We start from the raw sequence: 16,630 nt of genomic DNA, 5'->3' as shown, positions 1-16,630 counted from the left end.
CCCTGATGAAAGTCGGCCAATTATTACCTTCCTAGCGACTCAAATCATGAAGTATTTCTTTGATTAATAAATAAATAATTCAATTTTTGTTATTTTTGATACAACAATAGAGAGATAATTCATTCAATGAATTAATTGTTAAATCCGGATAAAGAACACAAATGATTTAGCACCAACATGCCGCAAATCTGCGTCATTGGGGAGTGATTATCAATGTGGAATTAGGGTTGGTTTTTTTGAAGCGGTAGTATTGAAGTATCAACGTAGCAAGATCCTCGTCTACAGCATAGAAATAGGCCTCTGGTACGTCCAGTACCCCAGCGAAACGACACACCAAGGCAAAATCAGGCGAACTGACTTCCCTCTCATACTGGCTTACGCGTGAACTTGCCGTTTCCTCATCCAGACCCGCAAGACAGCCAAGCTCTATCTGTTTTAATCCCATGTTCACTCGGGCCAGTCTTAATCGCTTACCAATCACTGTGTTACCTACGGCTCTGATTACATACAGCGATTATCCCTATTCACGTCAGCTCTGGCTTAAATTATTTCTTTCTCTAATAAATTTTAAATTTATTATTGATTGTATTTTACTCAAAAATGAAGCTAAAATTCATTAAGAGAAGGATGTTTGAAATTTTACAAAGGAGGCTTTATGAATACTGACCAAGAAAGAAAGGGCTGGCACCCTGCTGATATCATTGCGGCACTGCATAAACGCAACACCTCGTTGGCAGCCGTCTCACGCGCGGCTGGTCTTAGCTCATCGACTCTCGCTAATGCACTTACCCGACCATGGCCAAAAGGAGAACAGCTCATTGCCGACGCCATTGGCGTCGCAGCCAATGAGATTTGGCCGAGCCGGTACTTTGATTCTGGAGGGCAATTAATCCCACGCAAACGCCGACGCAGAAACCAACAATCAGATCAAGCTAACAGCTGAATTTCTCCCAACGAGAAAAGGCACCAATAACTGAATGATTCTTTTTCGCTGCGCATGTTAACTTTCCCACTATTGCTAATAAGGAAATAATTTGCGCAGCCTATTACCTCCCTGCTTTGCATTTATTAAAATGATCTATTCAGAGAAATATAAAAAACACTAAGCAGCTTCCTTTGCGGATATATTATATATAACATCAATTCCAGAAAATTTATTATCCTTGCACATATACGATGTAGTCATACAACGGAAAAATAGCTTTCATCGCATTGAAAACCTGTCATTTATAAGGATGTAAATCATGATGAAAAGCGACATGCGTTTAAAAACCATGAGTGACGAAATCAAATGGCTAACAATAACAGAAGCCGTAGAAATAGCTAATAAATTGAGAAACATAAAATTTACTGCAGGTGATATTTACCGGCGGGCTCTATATGGAAACATTAATCTTTCAATCTACTTTCAATCCCCAGTGATTTTACGAAAAATACAGACATCAAACACCAAAATAAAACTTAAACCTGTAAACGAATCACTCATCAATCGATTCTGTTTTCTGGAAAAAAATTGCTTCCTCAATGATCGTAAGCTGATCGTTAGTACGGATGGAAAGTACATTTACCCGACACAACAGATTCTGGATACCGCACTGACAGGCTTCGAATACGTTTGGGTTCAACGCCTGCTGGCTCATACACTTGGCATCCCACTCCCCGTGCTAGGTGAAAATCGGATTAATTATGGAATAACAGTCAACTTTGGTGGAAACCTATTTCAAATCTTTGAAAAAATGACTTGGTCAGAGAGGATAAAACTGCAAATCGCCCGGCTACCAATGAATATTTCTTCGTACCTGACTGAACAGTTGCATGACCTATCCATGGAGAAATACTATGCAAGAGAATACTTCCCTCAGTACCATTTGCCGCAGGATGCCTGCTTTGTTATTAGACACGCGGAGCTGGCAAAACTTATTAACCCATCTGGCACAAACAATAATTCATCGCAATCTTCCTCTCGCATTTCCACACCTTTATCTCGCTTGTTTTGGTTAGCCTGTAAAAATAACGAAATAATTAATCCATTGATTAGCCAACCGTATAAACTGCTGTCGATATTTGAACAATGGGCTATTGATGCAGGTATTTCCGACAGACTAAGTGGTGATACATTAAAGAATGCGCTTGAACGAGGCTCCCCAACATCCATTAGTACAAAGAATAAGTAGTTCATTATCCGCATTACGAGTAATTGTTCCCGTAATAAGGGTTTACTGACTTTAACTTCATCCTCCAGTGTGTTTTTTTGGCGGTGCCGGGCATCCCCTTTTCTGCACTGGAGGAACTAATGACATCTCATCAATTACTACGTATCAAACGCGTTGAAGCAAAAACTGGCCTGAAACGTTCGCAAATTTACCTGTATATGAAGGAGGGAAATTTCCCCAGTTCCATCAAGATCGGCCCATCCAGCGTGGCATGGCTTGAATCTGAAATTGACGAATGGATCAATCTCAAGTTAACCAACCGGTCAACGCGTTGATGGGAGGTAAGCAATTATGATCCCATCCTTGAATTACGCTGTTTTAACCGCAACACTGCACGCTCTGAAAGAAGGCAATATTCAATACGGTGAAACCTTAGGATTCACATTTGACGAACTAAACGCTCTCAATCAACTCTCCCTTGATGAACTCTTTTCCCTCAGCCGTGCACCAGCACAATTAATAACACTCACCGTCCGCCACGACGTTTTACATAAGCTTATAGCATCGTCCCATTTGGAGTCGAAACGTCAGCAGCAGATTAATAGGGCAATCCGACTTGGCGGTTCAATTGCATTTCTTAGCCACTATTTTGGTCTGACTTCCAATGATGTCTGTACCCGCCGCCGCTTGCTGGGTGTGACGATTCCCCACGGCAGAACCGCTATCCCTAACGAAGAAGTCGATGCAGAGATCTGGCATCGATGGAAAAAGACCCGTCCGGAAAATATCGAATCCCCCGCTGCACTGGAAGCGATGATGCTGATAACTGAATCCTTTTCCGCTCAGGAAAATAGCCCTTCGTTAACCGTCGTCTGGAACCGAATCACCCTTTGCGAAAAAACAGCCATGAACAGGAGGGAACCACATGCCTGATGAGATCGATCGCGACCAAGAATTTAATGAACAACGTCTGGAGGACATGATTGAACAAAATCGATTCAAACCCGGCACGAAGCCCTCATTACTGCACTGCCGCCTGTGTGGTAATCCCATTCCTGAGAAGCGCCGCCAGACCCTTCCTGGAATAACAACTTGTATCGAATGCCAGACCGCTCTTGAACGCCGTAAAAGCTAAAATTTCGTGAGGCTCGTGCAGGGAAGAATATTCCCTGCACAATTTTTTAGTAACAATGCGGGGGTATTTCAGTAGCACTAAGGATTAAATCAAAACTGTATCTCACCTTTTTTCTTTTATTTTTCTGTTTGATTTTATTATTCCCGTCTTTCGACAAATGCTGCACTCTGACCGCGCCAGCAGTGCTGGTGATGTTTAACCCAGATTGGACATCGTTCTTTAATAATGCGCACCAGGCTGTCATGTAACCACAATTCAGGTTGCCGCTGAATGTTCTCGCTAACCCGTTAAAACCGGAATGCAGAATTGGGATGTGATCGATTTAATCTTCCATAACGGAATCTCCCTCACCTATTCCTTGCAGAACTCCGTGTCGCCAGATGGTAATACGAGTGCTCTGTATAACTCTTCTGAGGCCACTATGCTTTCCTCCTCAGCCTTTCTTGCTGCGGCTATGCATTGCGCCGCAAGCATTCCCCCATCCACAACATTCGACGTAGCGAGGGTGGAATCTGGTTTCAACCCTTACGCTATTGCTGAAATTGTACCAAAGAGTGAGATAACGCCAGGTAAATCCGTCATTATTTCTCATCAGCCCACCAGCCGCTTAGCCGCTCTCAACATTGCGAAGCAAATCGCAGCAAAAGGACGCCGCTATTCAGTCGGTCTGATGCAAATTACCAGTACCAATTTTCAGAAATTTAGCGTAGCAGCCAAAGACCTGTTAGATCCCTGCATAAATCTGTCCATTTTTGAACGCATCCTTACCGACTGTTACCGCAGAGGCGGCACGTTACCAAGAGCGCTCAGTTGCTACTACTCCGGCAATTTTGAAACAGGTCAACAGCCAGAACCCGCTTTTAACCAGACCAGCTATCTCCAGCGAATTGGCTATGCCGTTCCGTCAACACGGCAAAAAATTGAACGCTATACTACCAGCCGCCCCATACTGAATATTCGCTATCCATCCTTCATCATACGTGGGGTCTTTGCTGATCCCCCTCAACAAGCTTTGCCATCCCTGAAATATCCCAACGCTGTTATGCGCGGCGATTTATCCATCCCTGTTCTTAATGAGGAGAAATGACATGCGCAAGCTCGAATATCCGTCAGCGACGACTCTTTTTCTTCTACCCTTCCGAACGCTGGCAGCGGAAAGTGGATTTGATAAAACCAACGAGACACTGAGTAATACCGCTACCGGTTTGCTGGGGCTGGTTGGCGTCACCATCACGCTGGCAACAATGTGGATTGGTTACAAAGTGCTGTATGACGGCAAGAGTCTGCATGAGATGCGCAACGTTATTATCGGAGCCATTTTGATTGCTGGTGCATCAGGCTTTGGTGCCTATTGGGCTGCATAGGGGAAACTGATGACTACCCTGAATAAAGCTCTTACCCGCCCCGCAGCCATCATGGGGATCCCACTCATACCATTCGTGATCATCAGCGGAGCCATTGTCCTGCTTTCTGTCTATACCAGCTACTATCTGGCGTTACTGCTGATCCCAGCATGGATAGAAATGAAGGCAAAGGCCAGAACGGATATTCATTATTTTGGCTTGTTGTGGCTGGCGTTTAAAACCCGGGGACGGCTTCCCACCAATAAGCATTTCGGCACAAATACCATTCTGGCAAGTCATTATGACGCCATTGATGTTTCGGAGTTTATCGACAAGATGAAATTAAACGAACGCATCACGCTGGATAGATATATTCCCTACTCCTCGCATATTCACCCCCACATCATCAGAAACCGCCATGGCGATCTCGTTGCTACCTGGGAATTGGGCGGAACTGTTTTCGAATGTGAGGATGAGCATCACCTCACTTTGCTGGTCTCCCATCTCAATAACCTTATCCGCGCCTATGAAGGACAGCCAGTCACATTTTACATTCACCGCATCCGAGAGAAACACCAAGATACATTCGATGCAAATTCAGGCATCCCTTTTGCAGATGAAATTGCTGGGCGCTATTACCAAACTCTGAGAGATAAGCCACTCTGGCGGCACCGGCTTTTTTTCACCGTCTGCTATGCACCGTTCTCCATACTGGAGAAAAAAACCATGAAAAGACAACCAGCATGGAAGCAGCGAGCGGCACTTGATGGCGCACTTAAGATGATGTTGGAGCAGCATGAAGCGCTAAGCTCTGCCTTGTCACGTTACATGGCAACACCTCTTGGGACATATGAGGACAAAGGGCGTGTTTACTCTTCACAGTTGGCGTTCTACCACCGGCTGATAACTGGCAAATGGCAAAAAGTGGCGGTGACTCGCGCACCGTTCTATAGCACGCTCAGCACACTAGATATCTTTTTTACGACGGACACCGCCGAATGCCAGACCGTCTCCGGTTCCCGCTTCTTTCGCAGTCTTGAAATTAAAGATTACTCGCCGGAAACCTATACCGGTTTGCTGGATGCACTATTGTTTGCTGAAAGCGAGTACGTACTGACGCAGTCTTTCACCTGCATGGCACGTGATGAAGCACAAAATTATATCCGGCTGGCAGAGAAACGGCTGAACTCGACTGCTGATGATGCCATATCGCAACGAGAAGAACTGATTGTACTGCGCGACTTGCTCCAGTCCGGGCATGTCTCATGTGGCAAATACCATTTTTCCCTACTGATATCCTCAGACGATGCAGAACAGGTAGTAAAAGAGACCAATACGCTGGCCCAACCTTTTAGTGATCTCGGGATCATGACATCACTATCCACATTATCCCTTCCCGCCGCTTATCTGGCCCAACTCCCGGGCGTGTATACCTTACGTCCTCGCTTAGTCGTGGTTAGTAGCCAGAACTATGCCGAACTGGCAAGCCTGCATAATTTTCATCCACATAAACGCAACCACAATCCTTGGGGTGAGGCAATTGCCATTATGAAATCTTCCAGCGGTGGTGCTTATTATCTGAATCTGCATGACAGCCAGGTCGGACGGGATGACTTCAACGAAAAAACGCCGGGCAATACGGCGATTATCGGTAAAACGGGCTCGGGAAAGACGATGCTGATGGCGATAATGGCTCAGCTAATGCAGAAATACCGTAACCCGCAGACATTCTCCGCTGCGGCTACTGTTAAGCGGCTGACGACTGTTTACTTTGATAAAGACCGGGCGGCAGAGATGGTGATTCGTCAAATGAGCGGGCGCTACTTTCGCATTAGAACAGGCGTTCCCACGGGGTTCAATCCGTTTTCACTTGCGCCAACCAAGCGGAACATCGGCTTTGTAAAACGGCTGATACGGATGTTATGTCGCCGTAATGGCAAACCGCTTGATCCCAGGGATGAGGAACGTATCAGTACGGCGGTCGATACCATCATGTTGGATTACCCTGCGGAATACCGGCGCTATGGTATCACTCGCTTATTGGAAGTCTTGCCTGAGCCCCCAACCAAAGAAGCCCGAACCAACGGGTTACGCATTCGGTTAAAACAGTGGGCTCAGGGTGGAGAATTCGGTTGGGTTTTCGATAACGAAGAGGACACATTTAATATTGGTGATATCGATAACTTCGGCATTGATGGCACGGAGTTTCTTGATGATGAAGACATTCGCGGCCCTATTACGTTTTATTTGTTATACCGTGTCACCAGCCTATTAGATGGTCGCCGACTGGTAATGTTTATGGATGAGTTCTGGAAATGGCTGGCCGACATCGAGTTTTCCAAATTCTCACTCAATATGCTGAAGGTGATCCGTAAACTCAACGGCATATTTATCCCCGCCACACAATCTCCCGATGAGATCGTCAGACACCCCATTGCTCCAGCAATCATTGAGCAGTGCAGCACGCAAATTTTCCTCGCGAATCCGAAAGCGAGCCGTGCGGATTATGTCGAGAAAATGAAGATCCCGGAGAACGTTTATCAGGTAGTAAGAAGTCTGGATCCAGCAGAGCGATACATGGTTATAGTTAAAACACCACTACGCAGTGGTGAAACACGCCATTTCATCGCTATGGCCAAAATGGATTTATCAGGCCTCGGGAAACTGACCAAAATCCTGAGCGGCAGTGAGGATAACCTGAAAATTTTCGATGCCATTTATCAGGACGGTATGCAGCCTGATGAATGGAAAGAGACCTTTCTGCAAAAATCCATCTAGTAAACACTGTCGAGGTAACAACTATGCACACCAGCAACATCATTCTGGCGCTATCACTATGCCTTTCTGCACAGGCAATAGGGGCCGGGATCCCGGTCTTCGATGCAGTGGGTAACACCGAATCTATTAAACAATGGACACAAGAACTCCAGCAGTGGAAAGAAACTGTCACTCACTACAAAAGTGAGCTCAATGCTTATAAGCAGCAATTAGCGACTGCAACAGGCGTACGAGATATTCAGACATTTCTCCACGATGCAAAAAGTTTAAAAACTGATATTGAGAACCTTCGCAAGAGCGGTATTTCACTGGATAACCTGTTAACAAATACTAATGAAAGTTATTCTTCCGAGCTAAATAATTTATACGATAAATATAAGTCGTTCGATATTTGTAACCCTTCGAACTCCTCACCCCGATATTTAGAAAGCTGTAAGCAAATTGTACTTAACCAGGCGATATCAATTGAAAATACCAACGATGTGCAAGATAAAATCAATAGTACACTCGACGACATAGCCAGCCTATCCGACCGTATTGCCAGCGCAAGAGACACGAAAGAATCCCAAGATCTTACCAACGCAGTTGCGGCAAAAAGCATTCAATTAAATGCACTGACAAACCAGTGGGAGATGTCAACCAAACAGGCGGAACAACGTACCACGATGCTGGCTCAGCAGAGACAAAAAGCCTTCAATAAGCAGCAACTCACCGCACCGGTATCTAACTTTAATAATTGAAAGGATCGTTATGAAAATCTCACATTTCACTTTTTCGGTCATGCTGGGCATATTATTGCTGACGGGGTGCGATAACCCGAAATCAATACAATGGTACAAAGAACATCCGCAAGAAATGAACCAGCACTATATATCGTGCGAGTCATCAGGTGATGATAACCAGGACTGCAAAAATGCACGACAAGCACGATTCGAGCAGCGCCAGGGAAATGCCAAAATTCCCGATTTAAATTAAAGGGGCGCTCCATGTCGGATGGTATGTTTGTTGGAATGAACAGTACTATCACTGACGGTTTACAGAGCCTGTTATACGAGCAAACTTCCGTATACGGCAGCATGATAAGCACAATCGCCGTCAGTTCCTTCTCTCTTTTTGTGATGTATCGCGGTTATCAAACTCTGGCCGGAAAACTTCGCACTCCCTTAGAAGATGTTATGTGGGACGTTGGGCGACTGTTGTTGATCATGACGTTCGTTTTAAACCTTGATGGCTGGCTGGATTTAACCATTTCAGCTATCAATGGTTTAAAGGAAGGTGTCAGTGGCGATGACAATGTCTGGGTGTTACTGGACACGGTCTGGGCGAAAGCCCAAACCATTGGACAAAAACTCTATCAACAAGATGATTCCACATACGTCAAACTCAACGGAGGTTTTGCTGAGATCCTGGTCTGGATTGGTGCCATAGTCACCCTGTTATTTGGTTCAGCGGTAAATCTGTTGGCGGAAATTATCATGGTATTAATGACCACTACGGCACCGCTATTCATCTTCTGCCTGCTGTATGGTTTCCTGACACCGATGTTTAACAACTGGCTGAAAGTCATCTTTACGGTGATCCTGACGATTATGTTTTCAGCTTTATCGATAAGGATCGTCATTAATTACCTCAATGGCATATTAGATAAAGCGGTAAATTTCGCTGATAGCGCCAATATCATCACGCTAGGCGTCCAATGCTGTGTTGCCGGAGTCGTTTCGGGTGTCATCATCTGGTTCTCCGCAAAGGTTGCCAGCGAATTAGGCGCTGCATCCGTTCAGGTTGCACTACAAAGCGCGGCTTTAAGCGGCATGAAAGGGCTGGTCAAAAAAACCTATCCTCCCGCCAAGGACATCGTCAAAACCGAAAGGCAGGAAAGCCAATCAGCAACGAGAAGAAATGCCGAATCAACTAACCACATGACATCAGCATGGCAAAAACGTGCCGCTGCTATCGAAGGTATGAAGCGCGCCAACCACCAGCATCTCCGCTGATCCGCCACGGGCGCTCCCTCTCCTTATAGTGCCATATCGCTGATCACTGCAATATTCCCTATTCCACACCTTGAAGGCCTTTCCATGAAAATCAGCATTATCGTTCTGATTGTGTGCGCCCTTGCGGGCTGCATACAGCGCCAACACAACCTTCCATCTGTTTCAGGTGATCCCGAACCGGTTAATACTCCCGCAATAATTCAGGAGCTGACTCCACATGTCTGAAACTGAAAAACTTATTGCCTCATCGCAAACCTTTGAATCCGTCATTCTGGAAAAAGATGAGCGTGCAAGAAAGGGTGCGTGGTTAATGGCAGCAGTTGGATTTATTTTGGCCGCGATGGCGGTTGTCGCGCTAATTATCCTCTTACCGCTGAAAACAACAGAAATCGAACTCTGGTCTGTGGATAAGCAAACCGGGCGCTATGAATACATGACGCGCATTAAAGAGAGAGATATCGCCAGCGAGGAAAGTTTGGCGCATGCGCTTGCCGCACATTACGTCACGTTACGTGAGGGTTATAACTATTTCGCCCTCCAGCGAGATTACGACGATCTTCAGTTATTTAACAGCGACAACGTCAATAAAGAGTATCTCGATTGGTTTAACGGCGACCTGGCTCCCGACACCGTTTTCAATCAAGCGGAATATGTCGTGTATATCGACATTATTTCCAATGTTCATGCCACCGCAACCGCCCCTGATCATCTGGCAACTCTGCGTATCAAACGTACTATCCGCCGCATTGCTGACAACTCCGTCAAAACGGACTTCTGGAATATCCGCCTCACTTATCGTTATCTGCCCCGCAAACAGCTGACGGATAGCCAGCGTGAAATAAACCCACTGGGTTTCATCGTGACCAGTTACCAACGCGATAAAGAGCTAAGGAGTGAATGATGCTCAAACGAATACTTTCCCTCTGCATTCTCATGGCATCCTGCACTGTCTGGGGAGCAACAGTTCCTCATGGCAGCACCAATGATAGCCGGATGCAGACCGTCGTTTACCAAAGCCAAAACACCGCCGTTGTTAATACCCGCCCCGGCTATATCACCACACTGCTGTTTGGCGGCAGCGAAGAGGTTATCGACGCGCAAGCAGGCTTTCCAAAAGGCTGGACTGTCACAAAAAGCAATAACCGGGTTGGTATCAGCCCAAATCCAATAACCCAACCGGTGACGGACAGCAGCGGTAACAACACTAATAAAGTATTTCTGCCAACAGCCAGGGACTGGAAGACGAACCTTTTTGTGGTGACATCAAAACATGATTACAGTCTGGAACTGAACGTACTGGATAACGATTCGCCATCTCAAGCGTTTGTTATCCGTTACCTCTACCCAGATGATGTCAGGCACGAATCAGAAGACGCCCGCGCAGCTCGCCAAAAGTTACTGCATCAAGCCCAACAGAAACAGCAGATAGCTGCACGATTCCAACAAACTACTGCGCCACGTAACTGGCGTTATACCAAACGGGTCTCAACCGGCTCGGCCTTCATTGCACCTGATTTTACTTACGATGATGGCCGTTTTATCTTCTTCGGTTTTTCACCTCTCAAGCGCCTTCCATCTATTTTTTATGTCATTAACAAAGAGGAACAGACAGTTACTCCCCGAATCACCAGACAAGGAGATTACAGCGTGATGGCGGTACGCGCCACGTCACCACATTTGGTGTTGCGCTACGGCAACGCGGTGGTCGGTATTGATAACACCGCATTTGGCAAAACCATAATCACCAATGGTGACACGATTTCTCCAGACATCACGCTGGAGGCCAAATGACTGACAATTCCAGTCAGGAAAAATCCATGGCTGAACTTGAGACAGAAGCCCGGGAACGAGCACGGTCAACGGTGGCAACACCGCAGCCCGAGCAGAACTCGCATATTGGTCAGCCTGAAGTGACCCGATTCAGGAAACCCTCTAATCGCCGGACAATACTGGTCACTTTGTTGAGTTTTGCGGGATTAATTGTGCTGGCACTAAGTGGCGATCACCTTTTTGGAGCATTAAAACAAAGTGATGGTGAAGCGGCAGGAACATTGCCAAACTCGTCAACAGGCAATCTTATGCATGAGCGTAAAAACCTCGGTATGGATCATAACCCATTTGGGTTGGCTGAACCGGATGCAGTCACGGACAATACTCAGATTCCTTCACCATCACCTCCCCCCTCAACCTTAAACAAAGCAGCAGCACTCGCTGATGGGCTAAACGGTGCATCAGCTGTACCCCAGAGAAACAACGCACAACCGGCGCATGATGAACAAGGTACAGAAGTACAAGCCTCTGCTTCTGGAGATATAGCCCAAAAGGAAAACGATGGCGTTGCGAAAATCACCAGCGTCCAGCGACTCGGTCTCAATCCGGATCTCTATCTTCCAGTGGATCGTTATATTCCTTGTTCAATGATGCAGCGATTCGTTTCTGATGTTGGCGGACGAATATCCTGCCTCATCAGCGAAGATGTCTACAGCGCCAGCGGAAATGTGAAATTGGTTCCGCAGGGAACAATAGCCAGGGGGATTTACCAAACCGGGGCGCTGCAACATGGTCGCAGTCGTATGCTCGTACTGTGGACGGAATTACGAACACCTGAACCTGATAGCCTACAAATCCCGCTAATCGATACAGAGGCCAGCGGCCCACTGGGCGAGGCTGGGGTTGCGGGCTGGGTTGATACCCATTTCTGGGAACGGTTCGGCAATGCTTTGATGCTGAGTACCATTCAGGATGTAGCTGCGGGAGTAACAAATTCGTCCCCCGGAAAAGATCGCAATATCGATTATACCGAGAATTCACGGGCAGCAGCATCGGAGATGGCGAGAACTACTCTGGAAAACAGTATCAATATTCCACCCACCATGTATCTCAACCAGGGCGACGTCATTGGCATCATGACCGGTTCGGATATCGATTTCTCTTCGGTATGGCAACTGCGACTGAAAAAGAGGTGGTATGAGCGCTGAAAATCTGTCTCTCGATTTCATGAAAAATCAGTTATTCGGTGATTTCCTGGCATTGGATAATCTGACCGAAATTGCCATTAACCGACCCGGCGAAATCCACACAAAGATACAGGGACAATGGCAAATGCACGATTCGCCGGTGACACTGCGCCAATGCCATGCGTTTGCGAAAGCGCTGGCTTCCTGGAATGAGGATAACGTTGATGATACGTCCCCTATTCTTTCGGCAACATTAGAGTCAGGTGAACGCCTCCAGACAATCCTTCCTCCGGCATGCGAGCGCAACACCATATCCATCACGCTGCGAAAACCGTCATTCGAGCAGAAAACGCATCAGTCCTGGATCGATGCTGGTTTTTATAAGCGGTTCACCGGTAACGAGTATTCGGAAAGCAATGATGCAGAATTAACCCGGTATTACTGCAATAGAGACATCCCTCACTTCCTTGAAAAAGCCGTAGAGTACGGCAAGACAATCTTTATCGTTGGTGAAACGGGTTCCGGCAAAACCACCTATATGAAAACGTTACTGCATTATATTCCGCAGCACCTCAGGGTGACGACCATTGAAGACAACCCGGAGATCCGTTTTTACTGTCATACCAACTACGTACATTTGTTTTATCCCGCCGATGCTGGGGGCGATGCCATTGTTACTCCCAGTAAACTTATTCGCGCAAATTACCGAATGAATCCTGATCGTATTCTGCTGGCGGAAATTCGCGGGGGTGAAGCCTGGGATGCACTCAAGATCATAGGTTCAGGTCACAAAGGGCTTATAACCTCAATGCACGCGGGTAGCCCTGAAGAATGTATCACAGGGATTATCGACCGCTGCTACGAGAACCCTGATTGTAAAAACATCCCATTTGCCGTGCTGTTACGCAAGGTGCTCAAAAACGTAGATATCATTATCAGTCTGGATATTCACGGAGACACTCGTCGAATAAGCGATATTTACTTCAAACCACTCCATTTAGAAAAGATGAAAGAAGAATTCTGAATTGTTTTATTGATAAAGGTGATACAGATGAATAAGGCACTTCTTCCCACCAGTCTGCTTTGCGCAATAGCATTATTTTCCGCCCAAGTCATAGCCTCAGATGCCTGTGAAGTTGTTTTGTGTATGTACGGTAAAACAACTGGGAGCAGCGGCGGAAATCATTGTCATACCGCTGAACGTGCCTTCTTTGACATCGTCAAAAGAGACAAAAATGGTTTTCTTCCCGGTCATACTGCCGATGCCCGCAAGTCATTTTTACTCGGCTGTAAATCGGTGGATCCAGACATTATTAACAAGATAATCAGCAAATTTGGTCGCATTCGTGGTTAGACTTCGAGGTATCCAATATGACAAAACCGAGATTTATTCAGCATCCATGGTCAAATCAACGGGGTGACTCCATCCGTGCCGACAGCGTTATCCGTCACATTGAAAGCCAAACCATGCGTGGATGTGGCCTTTATTACGAAATTTTCCATTACAGAGTCACAATACAGCTACGACAAATACTAAAAAAACTTAATACTACTGACCGGGCAACGCTCAGAGAAGAGGCTACCAGGCGTGGTTTTATTCTCGACAATTTCAATACAGAGAATATCCGCCTGAGTTATCAGAAAACTCTATGTGAAATACAGGAGAGCCAATATTAATGTGCAAATAAAATCGAGCTCAGATAGTTATTTCCCCCATAAATCAGAATTCCGCATGCAATTGCTCTGCAAAGGATGGTGAAACTGCCCATTCAGGAGGGCAAATTGTGCAAACAATTTTGGCGAGTCTCGCTCGGGGCGTGGCGGTTTTCAGGCTTTTTCATTCCGGCAAATAGCTGGAATGAAAAAATGGCGTGAGGCGAGTAAATTCAATTTCGCAGAAATTGCTAATTTGCGTCACCGAACCCATCTGCAAACAGCCGCGCCCACGCGGATTTTGCAGGCCGGGGGGAGCCGAATAAATTTTGCCGCCCCAGCGAGCAAAAAGACGCGCCCACGCGTCGGTTTATTTGGGGGGCTTAAGCCCCGCACACCGTCGCACCTGAGTCTCCGGCCAAAAGCCGGTAGCGTGGCGCGACCACCCCCTTTAAAGTTCAGCTTCCCTTTTATTCACCCTGAGAGGAACGAGCAGAGAGAATAAAAAGGCCAAAGCGAACGTCTTAAAGGGGGTGGTCGCGCGTAGCGGACGACGGTGTGCCGCCGTTGACGTCGGGGGTTTTGGCGCGGCGTCCAGCCACGACATTACCCTCATGTGACATGCAGTGAGAGCGTCCAGCCCGAGCGTAATGTCCTACTCCGTTGCCCGTCATTCGGGCGTTTCAGGGGACTGACGACCATGCGTCGACTGTTTTCTGAAAGCGCGGATAATGGGCATGAGCGTCGGAGACGTTCAGTGCTTTTCATCCTTTTATGGGCGTCATCAATAGGCGTCGCGAATGGGCGTGGGGTTTAACGTCCATCGGTGACGCCCATATGATGCGCCCGCCACACCGAAATCAGACCGGAGATCACTGCAATGGGAACTCATCTGATGCAAAGGCTGAATGCCTTTTCGGATGCCTTTTCTGTTTTTCTGCTCTGGCTGCAACAAAACCCGGTAATACTGTCCATATTTGCCGGGCTGACACTGCCATTTATTTTTCATCTGCCACGTGAAGAAAGAAAAAATGCCACCTTCTGGTTAAAACTGGTGGCGGGTGTATCCACCTTCTTTCTCATATTTGGCACCCTGTCACCGCTAACCATTCAGGGGCTGAGTTTTTTCTTTAAAGTACTCGACAATAACATTCTGCTCAGATTATCACTCTGGATACTGACTGTCGGATTTACGCTTGCCGGTCTGGCTTTTCATATTACTGCCCGAAGACTGCTGGCCGGAGAAGTCGACAGTCTAAAACACAGGATGATTAAAAAAAGCAAACTGGAAAGAAATGTCAGAACGGATGTTCGTGAAGTCAGAGACATGTTACCTGACAGTATTGCGTATAACCCGCTGGATTATATTGACCTGAGTAAAGGTATCTTTATCGGGCTGGATAAAGATAATCATCCGCAATATATCACCCCCGAAGAATTTCAAACTCAGCACGCCGACCTTATCGGCACCACAGGTTCCGGTAAAGGCGTCAGTGCCTGTGTGCTGCTTTATCAGGCAATACTTTCAGGTGAAGGCGTATTTGTCGAAGATCCCAAAAATGATGAGTGGGCACCACATGTTTTGCGGGAAGCCTGTCAGAAAGCGGGAAAACAATTTGTTCTTATTAACCTGAATGACCTTAATTTTCAGCTTGATTTACTGGCTGATATTTCTCATGAACAGCTGGAGGAGTTGTTTAATGCAGGTTTCAGCCTGGGTAAAAAAGGCGAAGGTGCTGACTTTTATCGTATTGCCGACCGTCGTGCAGCCAGAAATACGGCAGCTATTTATGAAAAGGAAATGACGTTACGCAACTTATTTAACACTGACTTTGTGAAATCCCTCAGTGAAGATGTGCCTGCTTTTTATGGCGAGCTTGAGGAAATCGCTTTAGTGAACTCCATTAATGCCAATAAGGGATTTTCCTTAAAGACCATTTTTGATGGAGGTGGATGCTGTTACATCATCGGCTCGATGCGTAATCAGAAAATCATATCGGCTCAGAGAATGATTTTAACTCGCCTGATTCAGATAGCCGAAACGCGTGATCGAATAAAAGGCAAACCTCGCCCGATCGCTATTTTCCTTGATGAACTCAAGTATCACCTGTCCCGCCCTGCGCTTGAAGGACTTGGCGCAGCGAGGGATAAAGGCGTGCATATCATCATGGCTCACCAGTCGGTAAAAGATTTGTATGACTGCCCGGCAGACCTGGAGGGTGATGCCGTTGCCGGTTCGGTGATTGAGAACTGCAAGTTTATGCTGGTTTATCGCCTTCGCGATCCGGACACCGCCGACTGGGTGGCAAGGATGACCGGCTCTATTCTGGTAGACGATGAAATGAGGAAAGTTAAAACGGATATATCCCTGACGGAGAAAATAGAAACGGACAGGATGATCCGCCAGGCTGAGAGATATTATATAGACAGCAACATGTTGATTAACCTACCCCAATTTGTTGGTTTTGTTTTTACTCAGAACGATCTGGCGAAGGCAACCAAACTATTCCACATACCGGCGAAGAAGCAATATATCGACCTGTTTTCATTTGAGCATAAACCCCCTCTGCATACCGAAAAAGAAAACCATACTCATAAACCGTCCATCAACCTGTGA

Annotated in this window: 18 protein-coding genes; 17 read left to right on the top strand and 1 reads right to left on the bottom strand. The window is 46.5% G+C overall.

Annotated elements, in window-relative coordinates; genetic code table 11:
- Positions 1-193: 193 nt before the first annotated feature.
- Positions 194-445, bottom strand: a complete 252-nt coding sequence (locus ACFX4O_RS09705; protein ID WP_380208396.1) for a helix-turn-helix domain-containing protein — start codon at positions 443-445, stop codon at positions 194-196.
- Positions 446-655: 210 nt separating this feature from the next.
- Between ACFX4O_RS09705 and ACFX4O_RS09700 the strand changes: the two genes are divergently transcribed.
- The 17 genes from ACFX4O_RS09700 (at position 656) to ACFX4O_RS09620 (ending at position 16,630) form a co-directional block, all read left to right on the top strand.
- On the top strand, positions 656-943 hold the full coding sequence (locus ACFX4O_RS09700; RefSeq protein ID WP_380208394.1) for a helix-turn-helix domain-containing protein: 288 nt from the start codon (positions 656-658) through the stop codon (positions 941-943).
- A 301-nt stretch (positions 944-1,244) separates the two neighbouring features.
- Positions 1,245-2,174, top strand: a complete 930-nt coding sequence (locus ACFX4O_RS09695; RefSeq protein ID WP_380208392.1) for a hypothetical protein — start codon at positions 1,245-1,247, stop codon at positions 2,172-2,174.
- A gap of 119 nt (positions 2,175-2,293) precedes the next feature.
- Entirely contained in the window at positions 2,294-2,488 is a 195-nt protein-coding gene (locus ACFX4O_RS09690; protein ID WP_380208390.1) for an AlpA family transcriptional regulator, read from the top strand.
- A gap of 16 nt (positions 2,489-2,504) precedes the next feature.
- On the top strand, positions 2,505-3,086 hold the full coding sequence (locus tag ACFX4O_RS09685) for a DUF2857 domain-containing protein (protein ID WP_380208388.1): 582 nt from the start codon (positions 2,505-2,507) through the stop codon (positions 3,084-3,086).
- On the top strand, positions 3,079-3,288 hold the full coding sequence (locus ACFX4O_RS09680) for a TraR/DksA family transcriptional regulator (protein WP_380208386.1): 210 nt from the start codon (positions 3,079-3,081) through the stop codon (positions 3,286-3,288). Before ACFX4O_RS09685 ends, ACFX4O_RS09680 begins: the two co-directional genes overlap by 8 nt.
- A gap of 421 nt (positions 3,289-3,709) precedes the next feature.
- The gene (locus ACFX4O_RS09675; RefSeq protein WP_380208855.1) at positions 3,710-4,375 is read left to right on the top strand and encodes a lytic transglycosylase domain-containing protein; all 666 of its coding nucleotides are present in this window, start codon (positions 3,710-3,712) and stop codon (positions 4,373-4,375) included.
- Between the two features lies 1 nt (position 4,376).
- Positions 4,377-4,652, top strand: coding sequence for a TrbC/VirB2 family protein (locus ACFX4O_RS09670; RefSeq protein WP_380208384.1), 276 nt, complete (start codon positions 4,377-4,379; stop codon positions 4,650-4,652).
- 9 nt (positions 4,653-4,661) lie between these two features.
- Positions 4,662-7,409, top strand: a complete 2,748-nt coding sequence (locus tag ACFX4O_RS09665) for a VirB3 family type IV secretion system protein (RefSeq protein ID WP_380208382.1) — start codon at positions 4,662-4,664, stop codon at positions 7,407-7,409.
- Between the two features lie 23 nt (positions 7,410-7,432).
- A complete protein-coding gene (locus ACFX4O_RS09660) occupies positions 7,433-8,149 on the top strand; it encodes a type IV secretion system protein (protein ID WP_380208380.1) in 717 nt (238 codons plus the stop codon).
- Positions 8,150-8,159: 10 nt separating this feature from the next.
- Positions 8,160-8,384: an EexN family lipoprotein gene (locus ACFX4O_RS09655; protein WP_380208378.1), complete on the top strand. Its 225-nt coding sequence runs from the start codon at positions 8,160-8,162 to the stop codon at positions 8,382-8,384.
- Between the two features lie 11 nt (positions 8,385-8,395).
- Positions 8,396-9,403, top strand: coding sequence for a type IV secretion system protein (locus tag ACFX4O_RS09650; RefSeq protein ID WP_380208376.1), 1,008 nt, complete (start codon positions 8,396-8,398; stop codon positions 9,401-9,403).
- A gap of 217 nt (positions 9,404-9,620) precedes the next feature.
- Positions 9,621-10,304 carry a virB8 family protein gene (locus tag ACFX4O_RS09645; RefSeq protein ID WP_380208374.1) on the top strand — a complete coding sequence of 228 codons (684 nt, stop codon included), beginning with the start codon at positions 9,621-9,623 and terminating at the stop codon, positions 10,302-10,304.
- Positions 10,301-11,194 (top strand): P-type conjugative transfer protein VirB9, encoded by an 894-nt coding sequence (virB9, locus tag ACFX4O_RS09640; protein ID WP_380208372.1) that lies wholly within the window; start codon positions 10,301-10,303, stop codon positions 11,192-11,194. Before ACFX4O_RS09645 ends, virB9 begins: the two co-directional genes overlap by 4 nt.
- Positions 11,191-12,381, top strand: a complete 1,191-nt coding sequence (gene virB10 / locus ACFX4O_RS09635) for a VirB10/TraB/TrbI family type IV secretion system protein (RefSeq protein ID WP_380208370.1) — start codon at positions 11,191-11,193, stop codon at positions 12,379-12,381. The genes virB9 and virB10 overlap by 4 nt, the downstream gene beginning before the upstream one ends.
- The gene (gene virB11, locus ACFX4O_RS09630) at positions 12,371-13,384 is read left to right on the top strand and encodes a P-type DNA transfer ATPase VirB11 (protein ID WP_380208368.1); all 1,014 of its coding nucleotides are present in this window, start codon (positions 12,371-12,373) and stop codon (positions 13,382-13,384) included. The genes virB10 and virB11 overlap by 11 nt, the downstream gene beginning before the upstream one ends.
- Before the next feature lie 27 nt (positions 13,385-13,411).
- Positions 13,412-13,714 (top strand): conjugal transfer protein, encoded by a 303-nt coding sequence (locus ACFX4O_RS09625; protein ID WP_380208366.1) that lies wholly within the window; start codon positions 13,412-13,414, stop codon positions 13,712-13,714.
- Positions 13,715-14,893: 1,179 nt separating this feature from the next.
- Positions 14,894-16,630, top strand: coding sequence for a type IV secretory system conjugative DNA transfer family protein (locus ACFX4O_RS09620; RefSeq protein WP_380208364.1), 1,737 nt, complete (start codon positions 14,894-14,896; stop codon positions 16,628-16,630).

This window comes from Kosakonia sp. YIM B13571, assembly GCF_042788095.1.
GTDB classification, from domain to species: Bacteria; Pseudomonadota; Gammaproteobacteria; order Enterobacterales; family Enterobacteriaceae; genus Kosakonia; species Kosakonia quasisacchari.
The sequence above is the reverse complement of the archived record's forward strand: the minus strand, read 5'-3'. Positions and strand labels throughout refer to the sequence as shown.